The 26,627-nt window shown below is 72.7% G+C and carries 21 protein-coding genes; 14 read left to right on the top strand and 7 right to left on the bottom strand.

Features of this window, described 5'->3' with window-relative positions:
• Positions 1-36 precede the first annotated feature (36 nt).
• Positions 37-930, top strand: coding sequence for an SDR family oxidoreductase (locus tag ACTWJ9_RS11070; protein WP_388702931.1), 894 nt, complete (start codon positions 37-39; stop codon positions 928-930).
• 48 nt (positions 931-978) lie between these two features.
• Here the strand turns inward: ACTWJ9_RS11070 and ACTWJ9_RS11065 are convergent, their stop codons facing one another.
• Positions 979-2,160: a sensor histidine kinase gene (locus tag ACTWJ9_RS11065; RefSeq protein ID WP_279334069.1), complete on the bottom strand. Its 1,182-nt coding sequence runs from the start codon at positions 2,158-2,160 to the stop codon at positions 979-981.
• Positions 2,157-3,032, bottom strand: a complete 876-nt coding sequence (locus tag ACTWJ9_RS11060) for a type II CAAX endopeptidase family protein (protein WP_279334068.1) — start codon at positions 3,030-3,032, stop codon at positions 2,157-2,159. Before ACTWJ9_RS11060 ends, ACTWJ9_RS11065 begins: the two co-directional genes overlap by 4 nt.
• Positions 3,033-3,404: 372 nt before the next feature.
• Between ACTWJ9_RS11060 and ACTWJ9_RS11055 the strand changes: the two genes are divergently transcribed.
• The 5 genes from ACTWJ9_RS11055 (at position 3,405) to ACTWJ9_RS11035 (ending at position 8,538) form a co-directional block, all read left to right on the top strand.
• A complete protein-coding gene (locus ACTWJ9_RS11055; protein ID WP_443295632.1) occupies positions 3,405-4,988 on the top strand; it encodes a S8 family peptidase in 1,584 nt (527 codons plus the stop codon).
• Positions 4,989-5,256: 268 nt separating this feature from the next.
• Positions 5,257-6,552, top strand: a complete 1,296-nt coding sequence (locus ACTWJ9_RS11050) for a DUF4190 domain-containing protein (protein ID WP_279334066.1) — start codon at positions 5,257-5,259, stop codon at positions 6,550-6,552.
• 147 nt (positions 6,553-6,699) lie between these two features.
• Positions 6,700-7,452, top strand: coding sequence for a GntR family transcriptional regulator (locus tag ACTWJ9_RS11045; RefSeq protein WP_279334065.1), 753 nt, complete (start codon positions 6,700-6,702; stop codon positions 7,450-7,452).
• Between the two features lie 418 nt (positions 7,453-7,870).
• Positions 7,871-8,059, top strand: a complete 189-nt coding sequence (locus ACTWJ9_RS11040) for an SPOR domain-containing protein (RefSeq protein WP_279334064.1) — start codon at positions 7,871-7,873, stop codon at positions 8,057-8,059.
• 65 nt (positions 8,060-8,124) lie between these two features.
• Positions 8,125-8,538, top strand: coding sequence for an NUDIX hydrolase (locus ACTWJ9_RS11035; RefSeq protein ID WP_279334063.1), 414 nt, complete (start codon positions 8,125-8,127; stop codon positions 8,536-8,538).
• A gap of 95 nt (positions 8,539-8,633) precedes the next feature.
• Here the strand turns inward: ACTWJ9_RS11035 and ACTWJ9_RS11030 are convergent, their stop codons facing one another.
• Positions 8,634-9,425: a DUF2249 domain-containing protein gene (locus ACTWJ9_RS11030; RefSeq protein WP_279334062.1), complete on the bottom strand. Its 792-nt coding sequence runs from the start codon at positions 9,423-9,425 to the stop codon at positions 8,634-8,636.
• Positions 9,426-9,513: 88 nt separating this feature from the next.
• On the opposite strand from ACTWJ9_RS11030, the gene ACTWJ9_RS11025 reads away from it, so the two are divergent.
• The 7 genes from ACTWJ9_RS11025 (at position 9,514) to ACTWJ9_RS10995 (ending at position 19,898) form a co-directional block, all read left to right on the top strand.
• On the top strand, positions 9,514-10,281 hold the full coding sequence (locus ACTWJ9_RS11025; protein WP_279334061.1) for a helix-turn-helix transcriptional regulator: 768 nt from the start codon (positions 9,514-9,516) through the stop codon (positions 10,279-10,281).
• 215 nt (positions 10,282-10,496) lie between these two features.
• Positions 10,497-11,585: a hypothetical protein gene (locus tag ACTWJ9_RS11020; RefSeq protein WP_279334060.1), complete on the top strand. Its 1,089-nt coding sequence runs from the start codon at positions 10,497-10,499 to the stop codon at positions 11,583-11,585.
• 173 nt (positions 11,586-11,758) lie between these two features.
• Positions 11,759-14,437 carry a multicopper oxidase domain-containing protein gene (locus ACTWJ9_RS11015; RefSeq protein ID WP_279334059.1) on the top strand — a complete coding sequence of 893 codons (2,679 nt, stop codon included), beginning with the start codon at positions 11,759-11,761 and terminating at the stop codon, positions 14,435-14,437.
• Between the two features lie 175 nt (positions 14,438-14,612).
• Positions 14,613-15,020, top strand: coding sequence for an ATP-binding protein (locus ACTWJ9_RS11010; protein WP_443295875.1), 408 nt, complete (start codon positions 14,613-14,615; stop codon positions 15,018-15,020).
• A gap of 291 nt (positions 15,021-15,311) precedes the next feature.
• The gene (locus ACTWJ9_RS11005) at positions 15,312-18,080 is read left to right on the top strand and encodes a SpoIIE family protein phosphatase (protein ID WP_279334058.1); all 2,769 of its coding nucleotides are present in this window, start codon (positions 15,312-15,314) and stop codon (positions 18,078-18,080) included.
• 43 nt (positions 18,081-18,123) lie between these two features.
• Positions 18,124-18,681 (top strand): GNAT family N-acetyltransferase, encoded by a 558-nt coding sequence (locus ACTWJ9_RS11000; RefSeq protein ID WP_443295630.1) that lies wholly within the window; start codon positions 18,124-18,126, stop codon positions 18,679-18,681.
• Positions 18,682-18,767: 86 nt separating this feature from the next.
• Positions 18,768-19,898, top strand: a complete 1,131-nt coding sequence (locus tag ACTWJ9_RS10995; RefSeq protein ID WP_387039919.1) for a glycoside hydrolase family 18 protein — start codon at positions 18,768-18,770, stop codon at positions 19,896-19,898.
• Positions 19,899-19,903: 5 nt separating this feature from the next.
• Here the strand turns inward: ACTWJ9_RS10995 and ACTWJ9_RS10990 are convergent, their stop codons facing one another.
• From ACTWJ9_RS10990 to ACTWJ9_RS10975, 4 genes are read right to left on the bottom strand one after another with little or no spacing between them, the layout of a single operon-like run.
• Entirely contained in the window at positions 19,904-20,668 is a 765-nt protein-coding gene (locus tag ACTWJ9_RS10990) for a succinate dehydrogenase/fumarate reductase iron-sulfur subunit (protein ID WP_279334055.1), read from the bottom strand.
• Positions 20,665-22,644, bottom strand: a complete 1,980-nt coding sequence (locus ACTWJ9_RS10985; RefSeq protein WP_443295629.1) for a fumarate reductase/succinate dehydrogenase flavoprotein subunit — start codon at positions 22,642-22,644, stop codon at positions 20,665-20,667. The genes ACTWJ9_RS10990 and ACTWJ9_RS10985 overlap by 4 nt, the downstream gene beginning before the upstream one ends.
• 18 nt (positions 22,645-22,662) lie before the next feature.
• On the bottom strand, positions 22,663-23,499 hold the full coding sequence (locus tag ACTWJ9_RS10980) for a hypothetical protein (protein ID WP_443295627.1): 837 nt from the start codon (positions 23,497-23,499) through the stop codon (positions 22,663-22,665).
• Between the two features lie 48 nt (positions 23,500-23,547).
• Positions 23,548-23,841 carry a hypothetical protein gene (locus tag ACTWJ9_RS10975; protein ID WP_109376825.1) on the bottom strand — a complete coding sequence of 98 codons (294 nt, stop codon included), beginning with the start codon at positions 23,839-23,841 and terminating at the stop codon, positions 23,548-23,550.
• 302 nt (positions 23,842-24,143) lie between these two features.
• Here ACTWJ9_RS10975 and ACTWJ9_RS10970 point away from each other — a divergent pair, with 302 nt between their 5' ends.
• Entirely contained in the window at positions 24,144-26,621 is a 2,478-nt protein-coding gene (locus tag ACTWJ9_RS10970; RefSeq protein ID WP_443295626.1) for an ABC transporter family substrate-binding protein, read from the top strand.
• Positions 26,622-26,627: the final 6 nt, after the last annotated feature.

Genomic DNA, 26,627 nt, shown 5'->3' with positions numbered 1-26,627 from the left:
CGAACAGGAGGACGACGTGCACAGGAAGGCGACACGATGACGAACGGGAACGACGCACCGCAGGACCCCACCAGCCTGCACCCGCAGCCGGACTTTCCCTCGCAGGACCAGCCGCACCCGGGCTGGACCGGCCCGATGGACCCGCCGCCCGACCACGGCGAGGACTCCTACCGCGGCAGCGGGCTGCTGCGGGACCGGAGGACCGTGGTCACCGGAGGCGACTCCGGTATCGGCCGGTCGGTCGCCCTCGCGTTCGCCCGGGAGGGCGCCGACGTCCTGTTCACCCATCTGCCGGAGGAGGAGGAGGACGAGGCGCGCGAGACGACGCGGCTCGTGGAGGAGGCGGGCCGGCGCGCCGTGGCCGTCGCCTGCGACATCCGCGAGGAGTCCCAGTGCCGGTCGCTGGTCGAGAGGGCGGTGGCGGAGTTCGGGCGCATCGACGTCCTCGTCAACAACGCCGCCTACCAGATGGCTCAGCCGAAGGGCATCGGCAGCATCTCCACCGAGCAGTTCGACCGGGTCGTGCGCACGAACCTCCACGGCATGTTCTGGCTCTGCAAGTTCTCCCTGCCGCACATCCCGGCGGGCGGCTCGATCATCAACACCACGTCCGTCCAGGCCTACAAGCCCACCCCTCATCTCCTCGACTACGCGATGACGAAGGGGGGGATCGTCACGTTCACGCAGGGCCTGGCCCAGATGCTCGTGTCCGACGGGATCCGGGTGAACGCCGTGGCTCCCGGGCCCGTGTGGACCCCGCTGATCCCCGCGACGCTGGAGGACACCGCCGAGTTCGGCAAGCAGAGTCCTCTCGGCCGCCCCGCCCAGCCCGCGGAGATGGCACCTGCCTATGTCTATCTGGCCTCGGAGCAGGCGAGCTTCATCACCGCGGAGATCCTCAACGCGACGGGCGGCACGCCCCTGCCCTGACCCCGGACGACGTGGCCGGGGCCGGGTGAGCGGCGCCGGTACGGCCGCTCACCCGGGGGAGCGGTACGACGGCCGTCCCGCGGGGATGCGGGCCCGCACGACGAAGCCGCCGTCCGCCCGCGGGCCCGCGCTGAAGTCGCCGCCCAGGACGTCGACCCGTTCGCGGAGACCGGCGAGGCCCCGCCCGCTGCCGGTGGGGAAACCGGCCCGCGAGCCGGAGCCGTCCGTGCCCACCTCCACGGTGATCTCGCGTTCACCGTGCAGCACCTCGACCGAAGTACGGCTGCCGTGGGCGTACTTGAGGGCGTTCGTCAGGGCCTCCTGCACGACTCGGTGGGCCACCAGGTCGGCGCTGCCGGGCGAGGTCGCCGCAGTGCCCTGCTCGGTGAACTCCACCGGCTGTCCGGCGCGGCGGGTCTGCTCCACGAGGGTGCGGAGCCGGCCGGCGGGCGGGTGCCTGGCCTCGGTGCCGTGGCCGGTGTCGTGGTCGGGGCTGAGCAGGTCGAGCAGGTGCCGCAGGTCGGTGATGGCGTGCCGGCCGGTGTCGGCGACGGCGTTCAGGGCCTGGTCGAGGCGTTCGGGCGCGGTGGTCAGATAGCGTGCCGACTCGGCCTGTACGACCATCGCCGTCACATGGTGGGTCACCACGTCGTGGAGTTCGCGGGCGATCCGGGTGCGTTCGGCGACGAGTGTGTCCTCGGCGAGGCGCAGACGGCGTTCGGTCTCCGCGGCCCGGGTGGAGCGCTGCCACGCCCCGATGCCCCAGGCGAGGGCCAGCACCAGGTAGAACGTCACGAACCCGCCCTGTGGTTCGCCCGGACCGATCCGGTGGAGGGTGATCGCCAGCACCGCGTACGCCGCGGAGAAGGCCACCGCGGTGACGCGCCGGTGCCGTTCCAGATGGGAGCCCACGCTCAGCAGCGCGATGGGCAGGGCCGTGCCCGCGACCGTGTGGTAGCCCTGGAGCTGGTCGACGGCGAAGCCGAGCGAGACCAGGGCGAGACAGACGGCCGGCCACCGTCTGCGCGCGGCGAGCGGGAGGCATTCGAGGACGACCGCCACGGCGGCCACCGCGTCGAACGAACGGCCCGGCAGGCCGCCGAGCTGCGTTCCGTGCGTGTGGAACGCCGGCACGAGCGACAGGGTGAGGAGCAGCAGCGCGAGCGGGAGGTCCCGGACCGTGACGTCGAACCCGCGCCACAGTTCCGGGACCCGCCGGATGTCGGTCACCGAGGGATTGTAGAGGAGGTCCCGGAGCGGTCGGCACGGTCGGTGCGGCCGTCACGGCCGTCCCGGTCGGTGCGCCGCTTCCGCCGGGGGACGATGGTGCCGCGCCGGTGGGCCAGCCCCATGAAGACCGCCGTCAGCATCAGGCCGAACAGCACCGCGTAGACGCTTCCCTCGGGGCCGAAGTCACCGCCGGTGATCAGCGTCGAGCCCGAGACCGACGAGTCCAGCAGACCCTGCGCGGTGTCGTTGCCCGAGACCTCGGTGCTGAAGACGCCGGCCGCGGCGAAGTTCCAGCCGAAGTGCACGCCGATCGGCACCCACAGAGTGCGGGTGGCGACGTACGCGGCGGCGAGCATGAGGCCGGCCTCGACCGCGATGGCGAGGGCGCCCGCGGGGGTGGCGTTCTTGTTGGGCAGGTGCATCAGCCCGAACAGCGCGCCGGTCAGCAGCAGCGCGATCCACGAGCCGGTGAGCTTCTCGACGAACCGGAACAGGATGCCGCGGAACAGCAGTTCCTCGGTCACGGCGGCGGCGGCCATGAAACCGAACAGGCCCACCGCGCCGGCCGGCGAGCCCAGGCCGTGGACGTCGTAGTACCCGAAGGAGGTGATGTTCGCGATGACGGCCCCGAACATCGCGACGCCGATCAGCGTCCCCCGCAGGACCGGGGCCCAGGCGCCCTCGCGGGCCAGCTCCGTGACCGGGCGGCGCTCGGTCCGCCGTACCACCCACGCGTAGACCAGCAGGGCGAGCACGGAGGTCAGGAGGCCGACGGGGAACAGCAGCCACGGCTTGTCCTCCAGTGCCAGGGATGCCTGGCCGCCGACCAGGGCGACCGCCGCGACGGCCAGGAACTGCCAGACCAGTCTCATGAACAATCCTTCGAACGGTTCTTCGCCACATCCGCGGCCGGAGTGCCGCGGTGCCCGGAACGCTACGGATCCGGGGGCCCGGGGTCGTCACCACGAGGTGGACATCCGCGGGTAGCTCGCACGGGGGACAACGACGGTTTCCGGCCCCGGCGGAATATGACGCGCGCACGGCAGGTCTGTTTCGTTCGTGCAGGACCCTTGTGCGATTCCTGTGGAACCCTCAATCTTTCATCTGGCGCACGGAGTTGACCGGTCACCGAGAGTTGTCATGGGCAGGTCACTGCTGGGTTCGCTGTGCCACCCGCGCAGCACGTGCGTCGACCGCACCACCCCCCCACAGCAGCGCACCACCGACTGAGGAGGAACCCTCACATGGCAGTGATGCGTCATCCCCGGCGAAGAATGACCACCCTCGGCGTCGCGACCAGCGCGGCGCTCGTGGCGGGGCTCGTCGCCGCACTCCCCGCCGGCGCGGCCCCCACCGCTGCCGAAGGCCGCATCCAGTACGAGGGCGCGGCGAACGCCGTCGCCGGCAGCTTCATCGTGACCCTGAAGGCGGACGAGGCCAAGGCCGGCTCCGCAGAGGGCCGTGCCCTGGCGAAGAAGTACGGCGCCGAGATCGAGCGGACCTACACCAAGGCTCTCAACGGCTACGAGGTCGAGGCCTCCGAGGCCGAGGCGAAACGTCTCGCCGCCGACCCGGCCGTCGCCTCGGTGATACAGAACCGCACCTTCCACACCACCGCGACCCAGCCCAGCCCGCCCTCCTGGGGCCTGGACCGCATCGACCAGCGGAGCCTGCCGCTGAACAACGCGTACACCTACCCGGACTCGGCCGGGGAGGGCGTGACCGCCTACGTCATCGACACCGGCGTCCGCATCACGCACAGCGACTTCGGCGGCCGTGCCTCCTACGGCTACGACGCTGTCGACAACGACAACACCGCCCAGGACGGCAACGGCCACGGCACCCACGTCGCGGGCAGCGTCGCCGGCAACGCCTACGGCGTGGCCAAGAAGGCGAAGGTCGTCGGCGTCCGGGTGCTGAACAACTCCGGCTCCGGCACCACCGCCCAGGTCGTCGCCGGCATCGACTGGGTCGCCCGGAACGCGGTCAAGCCCGCCGTCGCCAACATGTCCCTCGGCGGCGGTGCCGACAGCGCCCTCGACGCGGCCGTGCGCAACGCGGTCGCCTCCGGCGTCACCTTCGTCGTCGCGGCGGGCAACGAGTCCACCAACGCCTCCACCAAGTCCCCGGCCCGCGTCGCCGAGGCGATCACCGTCGGCGCCACCACCTCCGGCGACGCCCGCGCCAGCTACTCCAACTACGGTTCGATCCTCGACGTGTTCGCGCCGGGCTCCTCCATCACCTCCGCCTGGCACACCGGTGACACGGCCACCAACACCATCTCCGGTACGTCCATGGCGAGCCCGCACGTCGCCGGAGCGGCCGCCCTGCACCTGGCCGCCAACCCCTCGGCCACCCCCGCCCAGGTCTCCTCCGCGCTGACGGCCGCCGCCACCACCGGTGTCGTCGGCAACCCGGGCAGCGGCTCCCCCAACCTCCTGCTGAACGTGGGGGAGGGCGGCGGCACCACCCCGCCGCCCACCGGTGACCGCTTCGAGAGCACCCAGGGCGTGGCCGTCCCCGACCGGTCCACCGTCGAGTCCCCGATCACCGTCTCGGGTATCTCCGGCAACGCACCCTCGAACCTGGCCGTCGACGTGGACATCACCCACACCTACATCGGTGACCTCCAGGTCCAGCTGATCGCCCCCGACGGCACGGCGTACACGCTGAAGTCGTACGGCACCGGCGGCAGCACGGACAACATCAAGACCACGTACACGGTCGACGCCTCCTCGGAGACCGCGAACGGCACGTGGAAGCTGCGGGTGAGCGACAACGCCTGGTTCGACTCGGGCCGGCTCAACGGCTGGGCCCTGCAGTTCTGACACAGGCCTGACCCCGCGTCAGTGCTGTTCTGTGCCTCGTCCCCGTGGTCGGGCTCCGGGTCGGTGACCCGGCCGCCCGCCGCGGGGGCGGGGCATGTGGCATGCGGGGGAGAGGTGCTGAGGGGCTCGGGAGGTCCTGGGAGGTGCAGAGCCCCGCGGGCCCGGCCCGGTCCGGCCCGCTTACGATGCGCGCGGAGCCGTATGTCGGCCCGCGTCCAGCGTATGCACCTCTCCGCGTCAGCACGGCAGAACCAGGAGCACGGCACCCGTGTCCATACCCCCGCCTCCCGGGCCCCGTCAGCCCGAGGGCTTCCAGGGCCCGCACCCCCAGGGGCAGCACCCCCAGGGTCCGTTCGCCGCTCCGCAGCCGCAAGGGGCCCCTCCGCCACCGCAGTTCCCCTACGGGCCCCAAGGTCCCCATGGCCCTCACGGCCCTCACGGCCCTTATTCACCGTACGGCCCCTACGGGTTCCAGCCCCCGGCCGGCAGCGCCGGCGGCGCTGTTAACGGAGTCGCCATCGCGGCCCTGGTGTGCGGCCTGCTGTGCTTCCTGCCGGCCGTCGGACTCGTGCTGGGGCTGATCGCGCTGTGGCAGATCCGGCGGCGCCCGGAGCGCGGCCGGGGCATGGCGATCGCCGGGTCCGTGCTGTCCTCCGTCGGGCTGGCGCTGTGGGTGCTGTCGCTCTCCACCGGCGCCGTGGCCGACTTCTGGGAGGGCTTCAAGGAGGGGGCGCGCGGCAACACGATCCTCGTCCTGGAGAAGGGCGACTGCTTCGACTCGCCCGACGGCCTGGTGGGCTGGGCGATCGAGGCCGACCAGGTGCCCTGCTCTCAGGAGCACGACGGGGAGGTCTTCGCCCTCGTCACCCTGCCCGAGGGCGCCTTCCCGGGCGACGACAGCCTCGTCGACACCGCCGACGACCGGTGTTACGCCCTCAGGGACACCTACGCCATGGACGCCTGGGCCCTGCCGTCCGACGTGGACGTGTACTACCTCACGCCGTCCCGGGAGGGCTGGGACTACGGCGACCGCACGATCACCTGTGTGTTCGGCAACCGGGACGCGGACGCCACCCTCACCGGGTCACTGCGCCGGGACGAGACCACGCTCGACGCGGACCAGGTGGCCTATCTGAAGGCCACGCACGTCCTCAACGCGGTGCTGGACCAGATCCCCCTGGCGGAGGCCGAGGAGGACCTGCCCGGCCATCAGAAGTGGGCGGGGCGGATGTCCGAGGCGCTCGCCGAGCAGAGCGGGATGCTGCGGGACCACCCGTGGCCGGCCGGCGCCGAGGAGCCGGTGACGAAACTCGCCGGGGAGCTCGAGAGGGCCGAGGCCGTATGGGCGAAGGCCGCCGAGGCCGACGGCCTGGACGCCTTCTACGAGCACTCCGCTCAGGGGTGGGAGCTCATCGATTCCCGCAAGACGGTCGCCGCACGCAAGGCTCTGGACCTGGCCACCACCCAGCCGACGTTCGAGGAGTACGACGAGGAGTACGACGAGGACGAGGGCGGGACCGGGGGCGGGGGCGGCAGGACCGACGAGGGCAGTATCGAGGTGTGAGGGCTCCCGTAACGGGGAGAAAGTGCCTGGGTAAAGACCATGGCGCGGACCCTTCATCACTTCGAGTGATTCTCTGGCCTTCGCTTGCCCGGTACAACCTGCGGTTGCCACCCTGTCGCTATCTGTACAACCTGACGGGAGCGGCCAGTGACATTCGGTGAGCAGCCGGCATATCTGCGTGTCGCGGGTGATCTCCGTAAGAAGATCGTCGACGGTCGGCTGCCCCCGCACACCCGTCTCCCGTCCCAGGCGAGGATCCGCGAGGAGTACGGCGTCTCCGACACGGTCGCGCTGGAGGCGCGCAAGGTGCTCATGGCGGAGGGCCTGGTCGAGGGCCGCTCCGGCTCGGGTACCTACGTCCGGGAGCGGCCCGTCCCCCGGCGCATCGCCCGTTCGGGGTTTCGTCCGGAGCGTGGCGCCACCCCGTTCCGGCAGGAGCAGGCGGACGGGAGCGTGCAGGGCACCTGGGAGTCGAGCAGTGCGCAGGCCGATGCCTGCGGGGCCGTCGCCGAGCGGCTCGAGATCGAGCCGGGCGACCGGGTGATGCGCACCCGGTACCTCTTCCGGGAAGCGGGCGAGCCGATGATGCTCTCCACCTCCTGGGAGCCGCTCGCCCTGACCGGCCGGACGCCCGTGATGCTGCCCGAGGAGGGCCCGCTCGGCGGCATGGGCGTGGTCGAGCGCATGCGCGCCATCGACGTGATCGTGGACAACGTCACCGAGGAGGTCGGCGCCCGCCCCGGCCTCGCCGAGGAACTGGCGTCGCTGGGCGGTGTCCCCGGCCACGTCGTCCTGGTCGTCCGGCGCACGTACTACGCCTCGGGCCGCCCGGTCGAGACGGCCGACGTGGTGATCCCCGCCGACCGCTACCGGGTCGCGTACCACCTTCCGGTGAAGTAGCCGCCCCGTCCCGGGAGAGCGTGGGCGGCGGCTCCGGGAGATGGCGGGCGGAGGTCCCGGGAGATCGTCCCGGAGCCGCCGCCGGGCACGAAGCGCTCCCCCTGCGCCCCGTCCCCGCGTCCGGGAGGGGGGAGGGGCGGCGGCGTACCCGGTCGGGCAGCGTAGAAATCTGGCCGTTCTCGCAGGTGGCCCCCGAGCCGGGGAGGCCGGGGCGGCATGCCGCTGACCGGATACGTCGGGCTTGCGTACGGCGCGTTCGCCACCGTGCGCCCCCTGGGTACTGGCCGGTTGCGTACCTCTTTGTGCAAACCCATGTTCGCTGCGTAAAGGCAAGGCGTAGGCTCGGGCATATGCGGATTGGGGTTTCCTTACCGGGCTGGGCGCGGCGCAGGTCGCGGGCGGGAAGTGGAGGGGCGCGATGAGCGACGGCACGGCCACACTTCCCTGGCTGGTGGTGCGGCAGGACGACAACGGCAACCGGTACCGCGTGGGCCGGTACGCCACCCGGGCCGAGGCACAGAAGATCGCGGACAGTCTCGACGCCCGCGGACACCAGCAGCTGTACTGGGTCGAGCGCATCGGGCAGAACGCGACGGCCGCCGACTGATCTCACGCGTCCCGGTAGGGTCCCGTTCGACTGCGGTTCGGGCGAGCGGAAACGGGACGGGTTCGGTGCTGATCGACACGGTGGCCTGGGTGCGGATCGAGAAGGGCCGCATCCTGTGCGCGCGCCCGCGCGGAAAGGACGTCTTCTACATCCCCGGCGGCAAGCGCGAGGGGGCGGAGAGCGACGTCGAGACGCTGCTGCGGGAGATCGAGGAAGAGCTCGCGGTCGTACTCGACCCGGACACGGCCGTCCACGTGGGCACGTACGAGGCGGCGATCCCCGGCACCCTCGGGACCCCCGGCCTTCCGGAGGGCGCGGTCGTCCGGATGGCCTGCTACACCGCCGAGGGCGAGGGGGAGCCGGAGCCGAGCAGCGAGATCGAGGAGATGGCCTGGTTCTCGTACGCCGACCGGGAGCTGGTGCCCCCCGTGGACCAGTTGCTCTTCGACGACCTGGCCGCCACCGGCGAACTCACCTAGCCCGCCCGGACCTCGCACCCTCCGCCCGCCCTCGCGCGCACGTCCGGGGCCTCACCGCCGGTTCGCGGTGAGGCCCCGGACGCCGTTCTGCCCGCTCAGCGGCGGGTGAGCAGCAGGCGCCAGGCATCCGGGCCCCGCTCCAGGTACTCGACCGCGAAGACGCCGGGGTTGCGCCGCTCGAGCTGGCCCAGCAGTGGCAGCGGGTCGTGCGGGGCGATCAGCACCATGGCGCGGCCCGCGGGAACGGCGTCGAGGGCGCCGAAGACCGTGGCGTGGCGCAGGGCGTGCGGGACGGCGCGGGCGTCCAGTTCGGGCACGTCGGCCTCGTCGTGGCCACCGCAGCCGCAGGCGCCGCCGGACTGCTGCCCGCCTTCCGCGGCCGCGTGGCCCTCGGTGTCGTCATGGCCGCCCAGGAGGTCGTGCATCCCGTCGAGCAGTCCGGCGAGGGAGACCTCGGAAGAGGCCGCGATCAGCGGCAGTACGAGGTCGTTCTCCTTGTCCAGGTGCTCCTCGAAGAGCACCTGGAGCGCGCGGGCGTCGCCCGCCGCGCGGGCCGGGGAGGGAGCGGAGCGCAGCGCCTCCACCAGCTCCGTGATCCTGCGGTGCTCGGCGAGCATGCCCTCGATCAGCAGACGGGCCTCCGCGGTTCTGTGCGCCGCGGGGTAGAGGGCCGACTCCTCGGCCTCGGCGTGCGGGAGAAGTTGCCGGTCGCAGAAGGCGACGAGGCCGGCCCGGATGTCCTCGGCCGAGGCGGGGTCGCGGTCCAGCGCGTCGAGCAGCATCGTGACCCGCCCGCCCAACTCGCCTGCCAGCTGGGCGTGGTGAGCCTCGACGGCTTCGACGGCCGCGGCCTCCTCGGGGTCCGACGCGATGGTGAGAGTGCTCATGCGGAGTCTCCAGCGGTTGAGGTGCGCCGTGCGGCTCGGATCGAGCCGGGCGGCCGGACGGACGCTGCGCCTCGAATATACTACGGACATGTCCGTGGAAAATAAGCCGCCACTCCCGGGCGGCGGAGCCGATGACCGGCCGCCCGTGTCCCGGCAGCGCAACGCCGTCCTCCAGCACCTGCGCGGTCAGCCGCGGCCCACCACGGCCACCGCGCTCGCGCGCGAGTGCGGGCTGCACGTCAACACCGTCCGGGAACACCTGGACGCGCTGGTGGAGATCGGGCTCGCGGTCCGCGAGCGGGCGCCGGCCGCCGGGCGCGGCCGACCCGCCTGGCGCTACCGTTCCCAGCCGCCGCAGCGGTCCGCCGTCCGGGAGTACGCCGGTCTGGCCGCCGTGCTCGCCGCGCAGATCGCCCGGACCGGCGCCGATCCGCGAGCGGACGCCCTGGCCGCCGGGGAGGAGTGGGGCCGCGCCCTGACGGCCGGCCAGGAGCCTCCCGCGAGCCCGGCGGAGGCCCGCGAGCGGGTGCTGGCGCTGCTCGACGAGATCGGCTTCGCACCGGAGGCCGACGAGGCGGGGCGGCTGCAGGGCGAGGAACGGGTGCGGCTGCCGCGATGCCCCTTCATCGAGGTCGCCCTCGAGTACCCCGGTGTGATCTGCAACGTCCACGCGGGGCTGGCCCGGGCGGGTTACGCCGCGCTGGGCGGCGACCCGGAGGGGGTCTCCCTGCACCCCTTCGCCGAGCCGGGTGCCTGCCGCCTCCACTTCGCCACCGGCCCGGAGGACGCCACCGGCCCGGACCCGGCAGGGGGAGGCCCGAAGGCCGCGACCGACCCGGACGGGGACCTCGGATGACCCCCACCGAAGCCCCGGAGCCAACCCCGGACCCGGACCTAACTCCGGACCCGGACCCGACCCCGACCCCGGACCCGGACCCGGACCCGACCCCGGACCCGGACCTGGCTCCGGACCCGGACCCGGACCTGGCTCCGGACCCGATCCCGACCCCGATCCCGACCCCGACCCCGACCCCGACCCAGGCCGCCCGTCGGGCCGGTGCTCGTCGGGCGGTGCTGCTGTTGCCGGCCGGGCTCGCCCTGCTGGCCGGGCTGGACGCCGCGCTGCTGCTGCTCGGGCTGCCCGCCCCGGTCACCGCCGACCGGCTGCCGGAGGTCCACGGCGTGCTCATGGTCCTGGGGTTCGTCGGGACGCTGATCGCGCTCGAACGGGCCGTCGCGCTGGGCCGCCCCTGGGGGTACCTCTCCCCCGGTTCGCTGGGCGCGGGCGGCCTGCTGCTGATCAGCCCGGCGGACCTCCGCGTCGGGCAGGGGCTGTTCGTCCTCGGCACCGCCCTGCTGCTCGCCCTGTACGTCCGCTTCTGGCGCCGCCAACCCGGCCCCGCCCTGGCGGGCCAGGCCGCGGGCGCGGTCTCGGCACTCGGCGCGGCCCTGCTGTGGCTGGGCGGACTGGACGTGCCCCGGCTGCTGCCCTGGCTGGTCGCCTTCCTGGTGCTGACCATCGCGGGGGAGCGGCTGGAACTGGCCAGGGTGGCCTTCCTGGCACCGCGCACCGAGCAGACCTTCCTCGCCTGCGTCGGGGCCGTCCTGGCCGGCACCGCCGCCACCCTGCTGTGGCCCGCCCCCGGCACCCTGCTGCTCGCCGTCGCACTGCTCGCCCTGGTCGCCTGGCTGACCACGTACGACGTCGCCCGCCGCATGCTGCGCTCGACCGGGCTGCCCCGGTTCTCGGCCGCCTGCCTGCTGGCCGGGTACGCCTGGCTCGGCCTGGCGGGTGCGCTGTGGCTGCTGGACGGGCCGATCGCCGACGGCCCCCGCTACGACGCCCTGGTGCACTGCGTCTTCCTGGGCTTCGTCATCTCGATGATCATGGCGCACGCCCCGGTGATCCTGCCCGCCGTGCTGCGCCGCCCGCTGCCGTACCGCCCGGTGCTGGCCGTCCCCGCCTGGCTGTTGCACCTCTCGCTGGCGCTACGCGTCCTCCTCGGTGACCTGCGCGACTCCCCCTCGGCCTGGCGGGTGGGCGGGGTCCTCGACATCGTCGCCGTCCTGCTGTTCGTCGGGACGGCGGCGGCCCTGTTCCTGACCGCCGGCGCGGCGCCGCGCACCGAGCCACGACCCGCGGAGAAGCAGGCCCAATGACCGTGAACCCCTCCTCCAGAAGCCCTGAGACACCCGAGACGCCTGAGGCACCCGATACACCCGGGGCACCTGAAACCCCTCGAGCACCCGGAGTCCCCGGAGCACTCGGGATCCCCGTAGGGATGCCGTCGTCCGGGCGGTCGCGACCACCCCGTGCCTCCTGGCACCTGAGGGTGAACGCCGTGGTGGTGGGCTGGCTGGTGCTCTTCGCCGTCGCCGCGCTGGTCCACCCCTTCGTACCGGCGGCCCGCTGGCTGCTCGTCCATCTGCTGCTGCTCGGGGCGGTGAGCAACGCCGTCGTCATCTGGTCGGGGCACTTCGCCGCCTCCGTACTGCGGCTGCCCGAGGCCGACCGGGGAGCCCCGGCGGCGCTGCGGCTGGCCGGCCTCAACACCGGGGCCGTCGCCGTGATCACCGGCCTGCTCACCGGCCACTGGCCCGTCGTGCTCGCGGGCGGCACGCTGGTCGCCACCGCCGTCGCGGTCCACGCCGTCTGGCTGGTCCGCCTGCTGCGGCGGGCCCTGCCCAGCCGCTTCGCCCTGACCGTGCGCTACTACGTCGCGGCCGCCGCGCTGCTGCCGGCGGGAGCGGCGATGGGCGTGATCATGGCCCGCGGCGATCTCTCCGACCACGGTGCCGCCCGCCTGCTGATCGCCCACGAGATGGTCAACCTCCTCGGCTGGCTCGGTCTCACGGTGGCCGGAACCCTCGTCACCCTGTGGCCGACGATGCTGCGCACCCGGGTGGCGGACGGCGCGGAGAAGGCGGCCCGCACCGCCCTGCCGGTCCTGCTCGGCGGCCTCGGCGCGGCCGTCCTCGCGGCGCTCACACTGCCGCCGGCACCGACCGCGGCCGGGGTCGGCGTCTTCGTGGCGGGGCTGGTGCTCGGGGGCGTCCCCCGGGTCCGCGAGGCGCGGGTACGGACGCCGTCGTCGTTCGCGGCCTGGTCGGTGGCGGCGGGAACGGTCTGGCTGCTCGGCGCGCTGGCCGCGCTCACGGCGATCCTGCTGACCTCGCCGTCCTGGCCCGCGGTGGTGGAGCGGACGGCGTCGCTGACCGCCCCGCTGGCCGGGGGCTGGATGGCACAGGTGCTCATGGGCGCGCTGAGTTTCCTGGTGCCGGTGGTGCTCGGGGGCGGGCCCACCGCCGTACGGGCCACCACCGCGGCACTGGAGCGAGGCGGCCCGGCCCGGCTGACCCTCGTCAACCTGTCGCTGCTGCTGTGTGTGCTGCCGGTGCCGAGCGTGGTGCGCGTGATCAGTTCGACGGTGCTGCTGGGGGCGCTGGTGGCCTTCCTGACGCTGCTGGTCACAGCCGTACGGACGAGGGCGACGGCCCGGACGGCGGCCCGGTCGGCGCCCCAGCCGGAGGCCCGGCCCGCGGTGCCGCGGCAGCGCCCGTACCGGGTGCTGGGCGGTGTGGCCGTCGGTGTGGCGGTGGCGGTGCTGGCCGTCGCCGGCGGCGGTGCGGCGGACGTACGCTCCCTGCCCGTGACCGGCTCGTCCGACGATGCCGCGGCCGCCACCGAGGACGGCGAGGCGGTGCCGCCCACCGGCCGGACCACCACGGTGACGGTCACCGTTCGCGGCATGCGCTTCACACCGGACACCGTCGAGGTGCCCGCGGGCGACCGGCTGGTGATCGAGGTGCACAACCTCGGGACCGACCAGCACGACCTGGTCCTGGAGACCGGCGCCCGCACCGCCCGGCTGGCCCCGGGGAAGCAGGGCACGCTCGACGCGGGCGTCGTCGGACGGGACCTGGACGGATGGTGCTCCGTGGTGGGCCACCGGCAGATGGGCATGGTGCTCACCGTCGAGGCCACCGGTTCCCCCGGGCCGGCCGCGGAGGGCACGGCGGGGCGCGAGGGGCGCGAGGGGCATGAGGGACACGAGAGTCACGAGGGGAGCGCTTCGGCCGCCGACGGCAGCGGCGGCGAGGAGACGGCGCGGAACTCCGCCGAGGAGGCCTTCGACCCCATGGCCCAACCGCCCGCCGGATTCACCGGCCGTGACGCGCAGTTGCCGCCCGCACGCGAGGACACCGCTCCCCGGACACACCGCAGGACCCTGACCGTGCGCGACGCCGTACGCGAGGTCGCCCCGGGCGTCAGGCAGCGGCTGTGGACGTTCGACGGGACCGCTCCCGGGCCCGTGCTGCGCGGACGGGTCGGCGACGTCTTCGAGATCGAACTCGTCAACAGCGGAACGATCGGCCACTCCGTCGACTTCCACGCCGGAGCCCTGGCGCCGGACCGGCCGATGCGCACGATCCCGCCCGGCGAGTCGCTGACCTACCGGTTCACCGCCACCCGCAGCGGTGTGTGGATGTACCACTGCTCCACGATGCCCATGTCGCTGCACATCGCCAACGGCATGTTCGGGGCCGTCGTCATCGATCCGCCGGACCTGCCGGAGGCCGACCGCGAGTACCTGCTGGTCCAGTCGGAGCTCTACCTCGGTCCGCAGGGCGGGACCGCCGACCCGGACAAACTGACGGCCCAGCGGCCCGACGCCGTCGTCTTCAACGGATACGCCCACCAGTACGCCCGCGACCGGCTGACCGCGCGCACCGGTGAGCGGGTACGGGTGTGGGTGCTCGACGCCGGACCGAACCGGTCGAGCGCCTTCCACGTGGTCGGCGGCCAGTTCGACACGGTGTACCAGGAGGGCGCCCACCGGCTCCGCCCGGACGATCCCGGCGACGGCGGCGCGCAGATCCTCTCGCTGGCCCCGGGATCGGGAGGATTCGTCGAACTCACCTTCCCCGAGGCGGGTACCTATCCGTTCGTCTCGCACATCATGAGCGACGCCGAGCGCGGGGCCCGCGGTGCGTTCGAGGTGACGAACTGACGAACCGGCGAACTGACGGCCCGATGAGCTGACGGCCCGGTGCCCGGTGCCAGATGACCGGTGCCCGATGACCGATGCCCGTACGCGCGGTACTCGGACCGGTATCCCGGGTATGTGCCTATTGGCCCCATGAAGGCTGATATGGGGAGCCTGTTGTCAGCCCCGAGTGACGGAAGTGGTCCGCGTGATCGACACCGAAGGCGACCGGGTCACGTGGACCTTCCCCGCGGAGCCGGGTGCCGTGGGTGCCGCGCGCTCCACGGTCCGCGCGCAGTTGCACGGCTGGGGGCTCGACGGCGTCGGTGACCTGGCGGCCCTGCTGGTCAGCGAGCTGGTCACCAACGCCCTGCGGCACGCAACCGGTCCCATCGGCGTCTGCCTGTCGCGTTCCTCCGGACCGGACGGCGTCCTGCGGGTCGAGGTCTCCGACCCGCTGCCGGACCTCCCGCACGAGCGGGTCGCCCGGGCCGAGGACGAGGGCGGGCGCGGGCTGCAGCTCGTCGCCCGCACCGCCCGCCGCTGGGGCACCCGGCCGGGCGAGGTCGGCAAGACCGTGTGGTTCGAACTCACGGTGCCCGAGTGAGGCGTTCGCGCCCGGCTGAAACGAGGCGCTGTGCCATGCCTCGCCCGTGTACGCGCGGGCCACTCCTGTCGAGCGGCCGGTTCCGGCCCCTGATGGTTGTCGAAGAAGGGGGTTCGACGACGTGTCCGCTGGTTAGAAGACTGGGAGTGTTCTCACAGTTCGGACCGAAAAGCATCGGGAGCGTGCTGTGATCGTGAACACCGTGTTGTGCGGCGCCGTAGTGCTGGATACTGCGGGCAGCCGCCCCCGGCGACCGGTGCCGGACGCGGTGAGCTGGAGGGGACGGTTCGCGTGAGCGAGATACCAGCGAAGGCCACGGAGTCCAAGGACCCGTCGGACGGCGCAAGGGCCGAGGCCACTGACGGCCTCACTTCAGGCGATCCCACGTCCGGCGGAGTTCCGTCCGCCGGCGTTTCTCCCGTCGAGGCCCTGGCCGCCGACGCCTCTTCCGTCGCCCCTTCCGGCACTCCTCCCTCCGTCGGCGGTCCGGCCGTCGACGGGATGTGGCAGAGCAGCCCTCCCGGCTCCATGTACGACTACATAAGGGTCGCGTCCTTCTCCATCGGCCCCGACGGACTGGTCGACCAGTGGAGCCTGCGCGCCGAACAGCTCCTCGGCATCCCGGCGGCGCGGGCCGTCGGCATGGACCCCATCGCGGCGTTCGTCGACCCGGACCGGCGTGAGCGGGGCCAGCGCAAGATGGCCGAGATCCTCGACGGCCGGGAGTGGACCGGAGTCGTGCCCTTCCGGATCCCCGACACCGTGGACGACGAGCCCGACCGGGAGGGGGTCGCCGAGGTCTACGTCATGCCGACGCGCACCGAGGACGGCGAGAAGGCAGCCGTCTGCATCGTCGTCGACGTGCGCACCCTGCGCAGCATCGAGACCGATCTCGCCGCCTCGCAGGCCATATTCGGCCAATCTCCTTTCGGCTTCCTGCTGATCGACCCCGACCTGCGGGTGCGCCGCGCCAACCAGCAGTTCGCGTCCACCTTCGGCGGCGTGCCCGACGACCACCGGGGCAAGGGCGTCCACGACTACCTGCCGCGCGCCGAGGCCGAGCGGGTGGCCGCGACCATGCGCAGGGTGCTGGAGACCGGCGAGTCCATCACGGACATGCACGTCACCGGATTCGTCCCGGACACCGACGGGCACCGCCACTGGTCGGTCAACCTCTACCGCGTGCACAGCGGCAGCGGCCGTCCCATCGGCATCGCCTGGCTGGGAATCGACATCACCGCCCGCCGTGCCGCCGCCCGCGAGGCCGCCGCGGCACGGCGCAACCTCGCCCTGCTCAACGAGGCCGGCGCCCGGATCGGCAATTCCCTCGACCTGGAGACCACGGCCCGTGAACTCCTGGACGTGGTCGTCCCCGGCTTCTGCGACCTGGCCACCGTCGACCTCTACCAGGGGCTGCTGGCCGGCGACGAGACCCCGCCGGGACTGGCCGACGGCAGTGCGGACGTGCGCCGCGTCGCCTTCGCCAGCGCCGTCTCCGGAGCTCCGTTCAGCGTCACCGGCGAACCCGTCAAGCTGGGCGCCGTCCACAACTACGCGTTCAACTCGCCGTGCGCGGACGCCCTGCGCACCGGCCGCCCGCGACTGGTGCCGGGCGAGGAGGGCGGGCTGGTGCGGACCACGCTCGCCGTGCCGATGGTCGCCCACGACACGGTGGTCGGGCTCGCCCAGTTCGCCCGTACCAAGGGCAGCGAGCCGTTCGGGGACCGCGACCGCGACCTCGCCGTGGAACTGGCCGCGCGCGCCGCCGTCTGCATCGACAACGCCCGCCTCTACCGGCGCGAGCACGAACGCGCCCTGCTGCTGCAGCGGTCCCTGCTGCCGCCCGGCGACCCGGAGGCCTCCGGCCTCGACATCGCCTGCCGCTACCTGCCCGGCAGCGCGGCGACCGGCCGGTCCGGCGAGGTCGGCGGCGACTGGTTCGACGTCATCGAACTGCCCGGCCACCGCACCGCGTTGGTCGTCGGGGACGTGATGGGGCGGGGACTGCGCGCGGCGGTGGCCATGGGCGAACTGCGCAGCGCCGTCCGCACCCTGGCCCAGCTCGACCTCGAACCCGCCGAGGTGCTCTCCCATCTGGACGAGATCGTCCAGGGGCTCGGCGCCCCCGGGGGGGTCCAGCAGGCGACCCGGGCCGCCCGCCGCCCCCGGGAGGCCGACCTCTCCGAGGTCTACCTGGCGACCTGCGTCTACGCGGTCTACGACCCGGTGACCAGGCGGTGCACCTTCGCCAACGCGGGCCATCTGCCCCCGGTCCTGGTCGAACCGGGGGAGGCCGCCCTGATGCTGGACGTGCCGCCGGGCATGCCGCTCGGCGTCGGCGGGGAGCCCTTCGAGGAGGTCGAGGTCGAACTGCCCGAGGGCGCCCTGCTCGCGCTCTACACGGACGGGCTGGTCGAAAGCCGCGACCACCCCCTCGACGAGGGCCTCCAGGCCTTCGTGGGCGCCCTCACCGACCCGCCCCACCCGCCGTCCGGCCACCACCCCGCGACGACGGCACCGCACGCCGGCACCCACCGGGACCTGGAGGACGTCTGCGACCACGTCCTCAACACCCTCGACACCCACCACGGCGAGGACGACATCGCGCTGCTGATGGCCAGGGTCCAGGGACTGCCCGCCGACTCCGTCGGCGACTGGACGCTGCCGCGCGAGCCCCGCAGCGTGGGCCGCGCCCGCGAGCACGCCCGCACGCGCCTGCTCGCCTGGGGCCTGGAACCCCTCGTCGACACCGCGGAACTCCTGGTCAGCGAGCTGGTCACCAACGCCCTGCGGTACGGAGAGGGAGAGATCAGGCTCCGCCTCCTGCTCGACCGCACCCTGGTCTGCGAGGTCTGGGACGCCGGCCTGGTCCAGCCGCGCCGCCGCCGCGCCCGCGACACCGACGAGGGCGGCCGCGGCCTCCAGCTCGTCGGCCTGCTCAGCGCGGCCTGGGGCTCCCGCCGCACCCCCCGCGGCAAGACCGTCTGGTTCGAACTCCCCCTCCCCAACGGCGAAACCCCCCTCCCCGACCCCTCCGAAGCCCTGCTGAGCCTGTACTGACCCCGACACGTCGACCGACCGCCGTCCGGCTACGCTCGCACCCGTGTCCTCGATCCCGTTACGCCTGGCAGCCGACACCCTCACCCTGCGGCCCTGGAACCCGGAGGACTCCGCCGGCCTGGCCGAGTTGTTCCAGGACGAGGCGATGCGCCGCTGGACGAGCGCCGACGTGCACGACGAGGCGAGCGCGACGCGCTGGGTGACGGAACAGCAGCGGGGCTGGGAGACGGGGGACAGGTTCGCGTTCGCCGTGCGGGAGACGGGAGTTCCCGGCTCCACGCCGCGGCTCGTCGGCCACGTCGTCCTCAAGTACGCGGCCAGGGGATCGGGTTGTGCCGAGGTGGGTTACTGGACCGCGGCACACGCCCGCGGCCGGGGAGTGGCCCACCGGGCTCTGACGGCGCTGACCGACTGGGCGTTCGAGGCCTTCGCCCGGGAAGGCCTGACCCGCCTGGAACTGGTGCACCAGGCCGACAACATGGCGTCCTGCCGCGTCGCCGAGAAGGCCGGTTTCGCACGGACCGGTGTCCTCCCGGCCGCACCACCCGCCTTCCCCCTGGACGGACACGTGCACGAACGGCACGCTTCCCCCGACGCCTGAAACGCAACCGCGGGCCCCCCGTCCTCGTCCTCCTCCGCAAGATCAGCCGTGCGGCCCGGACGGGCCGGCGGCGGAGGGGACGCGCGATGTCAGGTACGGAGCCCACGAAGTCCACTGAACGCACGGAGCCCACTGAACCCGCGGAGTCGGCCGCCCCCGGACCCGCTGACGCGGAGCACACCCGGGACCGGCCGGGTGGACGGCCCCGGAGCTGGAAGCGCCGGCTCATGTGGGCCGCGCTCGCGGTCGTGCTCGTCGTCCTGGTGCCGCTGCTGACCGCCGGGGCGGTGCTGCGGGTCAACTTCGCCGGCGACCCCGCCGACGGGACGTACACCCGGGGCCGGGACGCCCTCTGGCTCGGGCACGCCTGGGTCGACGGGCGGAAGAAGGACGCCGACGTCACCGCGCTGGCCCGTCGGCTCGACGGCACCGGCATCCGCGACCTGTACGTCCACACGGGACCCATGGAGCACGACGGCACCCTGCCCGAGTCCCGGTACCCCGAGGCCGGCTGGCTGATCGACGCCGTGCACCGCGAGCTGCCCGGCGTCCGCGTCCAGGCCTTCCTCGGCGACGTCCTCGCCACCGAGGGCCCCGACGGCATGCGCCTGGAACGCACTGCCACCCGCGCCGCCGTCGTCCGCAGCGCCGGTCAGGTCCTGGACGTGGGCTACGACGGCGTCCACCTCGACCTGGAGCCCCTGCACTCCGGCGACCGGGACTACCTCTCCCTCCTGGACGACCTGCGGGCCGTCACCCGTGCCCGGGACGCGCAACTGTCCGTGGCCGCCCACCAGATCGACCCGCTGCCGGCCCTGCACACCGTCGCCGGTCTCTTCGCCGAGCACCCCAAGTGGTGGTCCCAGGAGTTCTTCGGCCAGGTCGCCCGGCGCGTCGACCAGATCGCCGTGATGTCGTACGACACGGCGCAGCCGCTGGAGGGCACGTACGGCGGTTACGTGGCCCTGCAGACCTCCCTCGCCCTGGAGGTCACCCCGCCCACCACTCATCTGCTGATGGGCCTGCCCTTCTACCACGAGAGCAACTTCAGCCACTGGGGCCATGCCGAGACCGTCGCCGCCGCCGTGCGCGGCGTCCGCCTCGGCCTCTCCCGAACGGACGCCGACCGGAAGCTCTTCGGTGTCGCCCCGTACATCGACTTCGCGGCGACGGAGACGAACTGGGACGAGTACCGGGAGGGCTGGGTGACCCCCTGACGACTCTAACGCCGCCTGATCTTCGATCCCAGCCACACCAGCGGGTCGTACTTGCGGTCGGCCGCCCGTTCCTTCAGCGGGATCAGCGCGTTGTCCGTGATCTTGATGCCTTCGGGGCACACCTCCGTGCAGCACTTGGTGATGTTGCAGTAGCCGAGTCCGTGCTCGTCCTGGGCCGTGGCCCCGCGGTCCAGGCCGGTGTCCTCGGCGGCGTCCAGCGGATGCATGTCCAGCTCCGCCACCCGCATCAGGAACCGCGGCCCCGCGAACGCCTGCTTGTTCTCCTCGTGGTCGCGGACCACATGGCAGACGTCCTGGCACAGGAAGCACTCGATGCACTTGCGGAACTCCTGGGAGCGGTCCACGTCCTCCTGCGTCATCCGGTACTCGCCGGGCCCGAGGCCCTCCGGCGGTACGAAGGCGGGCACCTGACGGGCCTTCGTGTAGTTGAAGCCGACGTCGGTCACCAGGTCGCGGATCACCGGGAAGGCCCGCAGCGGGGTCACCGTGATCGTCTCGTCCCGGTCGAACACCGACATCCGGGTCATGCACAGCAGCCGGGGACGCCCGTTGATCTCCGCCGAGCACGAACCGCACTTGCCGGCCTTGCAGTTCCAGCGCACGGCCAGATCGGGGGCCTGGGTGGCCTGGAGCCGGTGGACGATGTCGAGGACCACCTCGCCGTCGTTCACCTCGACCCGGAAGTCCTCCAGACCGCCGCCCCCGACATCCCCCCGCCACACCTTGAAGCGGGCCTCATAACTGCTCACTCGTACAGCTCCTCTTCGGCGAGGTACTTGACCAGCTCCTCCTTCTCGAAGAGGGCGAGCAGGTCGGGGCGGATGGGTTCGGTGGTCTCCCGGATCAGGGTGATCTGGCCGCGCTCCGGGGCGGTGGCCGCGGTGCCGCCGGTGGGATCGGTCATCGCGCACAGCAGATTGACGTTGCGCCAGGCGCGTTCCATCGCGGAGTGGTCCTCGCGGGTGTGCCCGCCGCGCGACTCGGTGCGCTCCCGCGCGGCCCGTGCCACACACTCGCTGACCAGCAGCATGTTCCGCAGGTCCAGGGCGAGGTGCCAGCCCGGGTTGAACTGCCGGTGCCCCTCGACCCCGGCCCGGCGCGCCCGTCCCCGCAGCTCGGCGAGCTTGTGCAGGGCCTCCTCCATCTCGTGCTCCCGGCGGATGATGCCGACCAGGTCGTTCATCGTCTGCTGGAGTTCCTGGTGCAGGGTGTACGGGTTCTCCGGAGCGGGCGCCGGCCCCTTCGCCGGTTCCCCGGCCCCGGCCCCGGCCTCGGCGGAGAAGGGGCGCAGGGCCTCCGCCGCCGCGGCGTCGACCTGGGCGTCGTCCACCCGGGGCCGCCCGGCGCCTGCCCCGGCATCCCGCCCGGCGGGGTACGCCCCCGCGTGCTCGGCCGCGTGCAGGCCCGCCCGGCGCCCGAACACCAGCAGGTCGGACAGGGAGTTCCCGCCCAGCCGGTTGGAGCCGTGCATCCCGCCGGCCACCTCACCGGCCGCGAACAGCCCCGGCACCCCGCGCGTCGCCGCCGTGTCGGAGTCGACGGCGATGCCGCCCATCACGTAGTGGCAGGTCGGCCCGACCTCCATCGCCTCCGCCGTGATGTCGACGTCCGCCAGCTCCTTGAACTGGTGGTACATCGACGGCAGCCGGCGCTTGATGACGTCGGCGGGCATCCGGGTGGACACGTCCAGGAAGACCCCGCCGTGCGGGGAGCCGCGGCCCGCCTTGACCTCGGCGTTGATCGCGCGGGCGACCTCGTCGCGGGGGAGCAGTTCGGGGGGACGCCGGTTGCGGTCCGGGTCGTCGTACCAGCGGTCGCCCTCCTCCTCGGACTCGGCGTACTTCTCCTTGAAGACGTCCGGCACGTAATCGAACATGAACCGCTTGCCCTCGGAGTTGCGCAGCACCCCGCCGTCGCCGCGCACCGACTCGGTGACCAGGATGCCCTTCACCGACGGCGGCCAGACCATGCCCGTCGGATGGAACTGCACGAACTCCATGTTGAGCAGCGGGGCCCCGGCCAGCAGCGCCAGCGCGTGGCCGTCCCCGGTGTACTCCCACGAGTTCGACGTCACCTTGAACGACTTGCCGATGCCACCCGTCGCGAGGACCACGGCGGGCGCCTCCAGCACGAAGAAACGGCCGGACTCCCGCTCGTAGCCGAAGACGCCGGAGACACGGGGCCCGTCCTTCAGCACCCGGGTGACCGTGCACTCCTGGAAGACCTTCAGCCGGGACTCGTACTCCCCGGTCTCCCGGAAGTCCTCCTGCTGGAGCGCGACGATCCGCTGCTGGAGGGTGCGGATCAGCTCCAGGCCGGTGCGGTCGCCGACGTGCGCGAGGCGGGGGTACTCGTGGCCGCCGAAGTTGCGCTGCGAGATCCGGCCGTCCTTGGTCCGGTCGAACAGGGCGCCCCAGGTCTCCAGCTCCCACACCCGCTGCGGCGCCTCCCGGGCGTGCAGCTCGGCCATCCGCCACTGGTTGAGGAACTTCCCGCCGCGCATGGTGTCGCGGAAGTGGACCTGCCAGGTGTCGTGCTCGTTGGCGTTGGCCATGGCGGCGGCGATGCCGCCCTCGGCCATCACGGTGTGCGCCTTGCCGAACAGCGACTTGCAGATCACCGCCGTACGCGCCCCCCGCTCGCGTGCCTCGATGGCGGCGCGCAGCCCGGCGCCGCCCGCACCGACCACGACGACGTCCCATTCCTGCCGGTCGACCACGGTCATCTCAAAGGGCCCCACTCATCAGAAGAAGCGCGGATCGTCGAAGGCGCCGGACGCGAGGAGATAGACGTAGAAGTCGGCGACCGCCACGCTCACCAGCGACGCCCAGGCGAGCTGCATGTGCCGGGCGTTCAGCCGGCTCACCCACTGCCACATCCGGTAGCGCACGGGATGCTTCGAGAAGTGCTTGAGTTTTCCGCCGACGATGTGCCGGCAGGAGTGACAGGAGATGGTGTACAGCCAGATCAGTGCGATGTTGACCAGGAAGACGAGGGTGCCGAGCCCCATGTGGCCCCACGCGTAGTGCTCGTCGCGGAAGGCGAGGACGGTGTCGTAGGTCAGCACCCCGGCGACCAGGAGCGCCGCGTAGAAGAAGTACCGGTGGACGTTCTGCAGGATCAGCGGGAAGCGGGTCTCCCCGGAGTACTTCCGGTGCGGCTCGGCCACCGCGCAGGCCGGCGGTGCGGCCCAGAAGCCCCGGTAGTAGGCCTTGCGGTAGTAGTAGCAGGTCAGGCGGAAGCCGAGCGGGAAGACCAGGATGATGATCGCCGGTGAGATGCCCCACCAGCCGCCGAACAGCTCCCAGTTGGGTCCGGAGCGCATCGTCTCGCAGTTCTCCGCGAGGCACGGGGAGTAGAACGGCGAGACGTACGGCGCCGCGTAGTAGTCGGCGTTCGCGAAGGCCCGCCAGGTCGAGTAGACGACGAAGGCGAGCAGACCGGCCGCGGTGGCGGCCGGGGCCAGCCACCAGCGGTCGGTCCGCAGATGCGGAGCGGCGATCGCGGCGCGGGTACCGGTGCGCACACCGGTACGTCGGGGGTGGGGTTCGGTGGCAGGGGGTTCCGTACCAGTGGCCACTTGTCCGCTCCGGTAGGGGTCAGGGGGGCACTGCGGGTCCGGCGGGGGTCAGGGGGCGCGGCGGTCGCGGACGCCGAGGCCCTCGTCGTCCGAGTCCACCCACAGGGAGGGGTCGTACGGCGTGTCGGAGATGGTGACGAGATCGGGCCGCTTCGGTGCGGTGGTCCCGGCCGTGGCCGTCTCCCGCAGCAGAGCGACGCTCTCCCGCAGATGATTGGTGTCGGATCGGACGCGGCGCATCTCCAGGCCGCCGCTGCCGAGCTGTTTCTCCAGGCGTCCCACCGACCGGATCAGGTCGTCGAGGCTGCGCTGGACGGATGCCAGTTCGTCGTGCACGGACATGACTTGCCCTCACTTCCCGCGGGTCCTTCAGGGTCCTTCAGGCCCAAGGCGGCAACGTTCATGCGCCTGAGAGTGTCGCGCGTCACACCTTGCGCTGTGAAGGGATGTGCACCGATTGGCCGAGGCGCAGGGGTGCATCGTGCGGTGCGCTGCTCCGTACGGGTGAGCTTCCCGCCCGTGGTCGTCGTGTCGCTCTCGGTTGCCGAACCCTTTCCTCTTCAGTGGCCGCATACATCAGATGAACACCAAAGATACAGACAAAAGTGATCATAACGTCCGTGGCTCCCCGGAGGTAACCAGAGATGTCCCACGACGGCGTCGCCCCGCGCGCGGTCATGCGCTCGGTCGTCTTCCTCACCGCGGGCGCTCTCGTGGTGCCCGCGCTGGCCGGATGCAGTTCCGACGACCCGGCCGGCCGGCCCCTCGCCGCGGGGGACGTCGCCCGCGCCGACCGCACGTCGATCGCCGACGGCGGCACCCTGCGCTGGGCGGTGGACACCGTCCCGGACACCCTGAACACCTTCCAGTCGGACGCCGACGCCACCACCACCCGGATCGCGCAGGCCGTCCTGCCGTCGATGTACCGGATGGACGACCGGGGCCGCCCGGTGCGCAACGCCGACTACCTGGAGTCCGCCGAGGTCGTCGAGACCGAGCCCCGGCAGGTCGTCCTCTACCGGCTCAACCAGCAGGCCGTCTGGAGCGACGGCCGCGAGATCGGCGCCGCCGACTTCGCCGCCCAGTGGCGCGCCCTGTCCGGCGAGGACACCGCCTACTGGACCGCCCGCAACGCCGGCTACGACCGCATCGAGAAGATCGAGCGCGGCAAGGACGACCTGGAGGTCAAGGTCACCTTCAGCCGCCCCTACGCCGACTGGAAGTCCCTGTTCACCCCGCTGTACCCGAAGGACGTCATGGGTGCCCCGGACTCCTTCAACGACGGGGCCCGCAAGAAGCTGAAGGTCACCGCCGGCCCGTTCGAGGTGAAGAAGGTCGACCGTAAGGGCGACGAGGTCACCCTCACCCGCAACGCCCGCTGGTGGGGCGAGCCGCCCCGGCTCTCGACGATCGTGCTGCGCGCGGTGCCCCGCGACGAACGGATCGCCGCGCTCACCGCCGGCACCCTGGACCTGGCCGAGATCGACGCCACCGGCGCCCGCCGCATCGTCGCCGCCGGCCCGCGGGGCGAAAGCGCACGCGGGAGCGAGGAGGGCGGCGAGCGGAAGAGCGAACCGGACGGGAAGGGAGAGGCCGAACGGGTGAGCGCGCCCTTGGCCGGCCCGCTCGCCGCCGGCCGGTCCGCCGCCCACGCCCTGCGCTCCTGGGCCGTCGCGAACGGCTCCGACGAGGACGCCGCCGACAAGGAGATCTCCGCCCGCAAGCAGCAGCGCAAGGCCGCCGCGACGCACGCACGTCAGCAGAAGACCCTCAGCGGGTTCGAGGTGCGCAAGTCGCTGGAGCCCGCCTACACCCAGCTCGCCCTCAACGGCGACGAAGGCCCGCTCGCCGACGAGCGGGTCCGCCGCGCCGTGGCCCGCGCCCTGGACCGGGAGGCCCTGGCGAAGGCGGTCCTCGAACCGCTCGACCTGCCCGCCGAGCCTGTCGGCAGCCATGTCGCGCTGTCCGGGCAGGCCGCCTACGCCGACGGGAGCGGCGCCCTCGGCGCCCAGGACACCGCGGAGGCGCGCGCCCTGCTTGCGGACGCCGGCTGGGTGCCGGGGGGCCCGGTCGACCAGGAGAAGGACGAGAAGAAGGAGAAGGCCGAGAAGGCCGAGAAGGAGGAGAAGGCCGGGAAGGCCGGGAAAGACGGGAAGGACGAGAAGGACGAGAAGAAGGGGGACAAGGAGGAGGGGGACACGGAGGAAGAGGACGGCGAGAAGGCGGCCGGTGCGGAGGGCGAGAAGGCCGGGTCGTCCGACAAGAGCTCCAAGAGCGGGTCGAAGCGCGACGACGACGGCACGTACACCGTCGGCGAGGACGACGCGGCGAAGGACGACGCGGCGAAGGACGACGCGGCGAAGGACGACGCGGCGGACGACGACAAGAGCGGTGACGGCGGCACGGCGGAGCACCTCGCCCAGGACAGCACCGAGCACACCCGGCTGCACCGGGACAGCGCCCCCGGCGCCTACGCACCCAAGGGCACCGCCGCCCCCGCCCAGGCGGAGAACGCCCCGCTCGCCAAGGACGGCAAGGCGCTCACGCTCGACTTCGTGCTCCCCTCCGGACCCGGCTCCCAGATCCTGGGCGCCGTGGCCGACCGGATCGCACGGATGCTGGAGCGGGTCGGTATCCGCACCGACATCTCCACGGTCGACGACGAGAGCTACTTCACGGACCACATCGCCGCCGGTGAGTACGACCTCGCCCTCTACTCCTGGCCCGCGACCGCCTTCCCCGCCACCGACGCCCGCCCGGTCTACGCCAAGCCGGTCCCGTCCGCCGACGGCTCGCTGAACGTCGGGCAGAACTACACCCGTGTCGGCACCGACCAGGTCGACCAGCTCTTCGACCAGGCCCTCACGACGCTCAACGACGCGAAACGCGCCGAGCTGCTCCGCAAGGCCGACTCCCGCATCTGGGCGGCGGCCGGATCGATCCCCCTCTACCAGCGCCCCCAGCTCACCGCGGCCCGGAAGGGCCTGGCCAACGCGGGCGCCTTCGGTTTCCGCACCCCCGTCTACGAGGACATGGGCTTCCTGAAGAAGAGCGCGCGGGGCCCGGCCGGGACACCGGCGGAGAAGACGAGGAAGCCCTCGGTCTCCTCCTCGGCGCGGTAGTCCCGG

It is taken from the genome of Streptomyces sp. GDS52, assembly GCF_052246875.1.
Classification (GTDB): domain Bacteria; phylum Actinomycetota; class Actinomycetes; order Streptomycetales; family Streptomycetaceae; genus Streptomyces; species Streptomyces cathayae.
The sequence above is the reverse complement of the archived record's forward strand: the minus strand, read 5'-3'. Positions and strand labels throughout refer to the sequence as shown.

Coding starts and splice junctions, on each gene's coding strand:
- ACTWJ9_RS11070 (WP_388702931.1), top strand. CDS start 37: ATGACGAACGGGAACGACGCACCGCAGGACCCCACCAGCCTGCACCCG.
- ACTWJ9_RS11060 (WP_279334068.1), bottom strand. CDS start 3,032: ATGAGACTGGTCTGGCAGTTCCTGGCCGTCGCGGCGGTCGCCCTGGTC.
- ACTWJ9_RS11055 (WP_443295632.1), top strand. CDS start 3,405: ATGGCAGTGATGCGTCATCCCCGGCGAAGAATGACCACCCTCGGCGTC.
- ACTWJ9_RS11040 (WP_279334064.1), top strand. CDS start 7,871: ATGAGCGACGGCACGGCCACACTTCCCTGGCTGGTGGTGCGGCAGGAC.
- ACTWJ9_RS11030 (WP_279334062.1), bottom strand. CDS start 9,425: ATGAGCACTCTCACCATCGCGTCGGACCCCGAGGAGGCCGCGGCCGTC.
- ACTWJ9_RS11025 (WP_279334061.1), top strand. CDS start 9,514: ATGTCCGTGGAAAATAAGCCGCCACTCCCGGGCGGCGGAGCCGATGAC.
- ACTWJ9_RS10995 (WP_387039919.1), top strand. CDS start 18,768: ATGTCAGGTACGGAGCCCACGAAGTCCACTGAACGCACGGAGCCCACT.
- ACTWJ9_RS10985 (WP_443295629.1), bottom strand. CDS start 22,644: ATGACCGTGGTCGACCGGCAGGAATGGGACGTCGTCGTGGTCGGTGCG.
- ACTWJ9_RS10975 (WP_109376825.1), bottom strand. CDS start 23,841: ATGTCCGTGCACGACGAACTGGCATCCGTCCAGCGCAGCCTCGACGAC.
- ACTWJ9_RS10970 (WP_443295626.1), top strand. CDS start 24,144: ATGTCCCACGACGGCGTCGCCCCGCGCGCGGTCATGCGCTCGGTCGTC.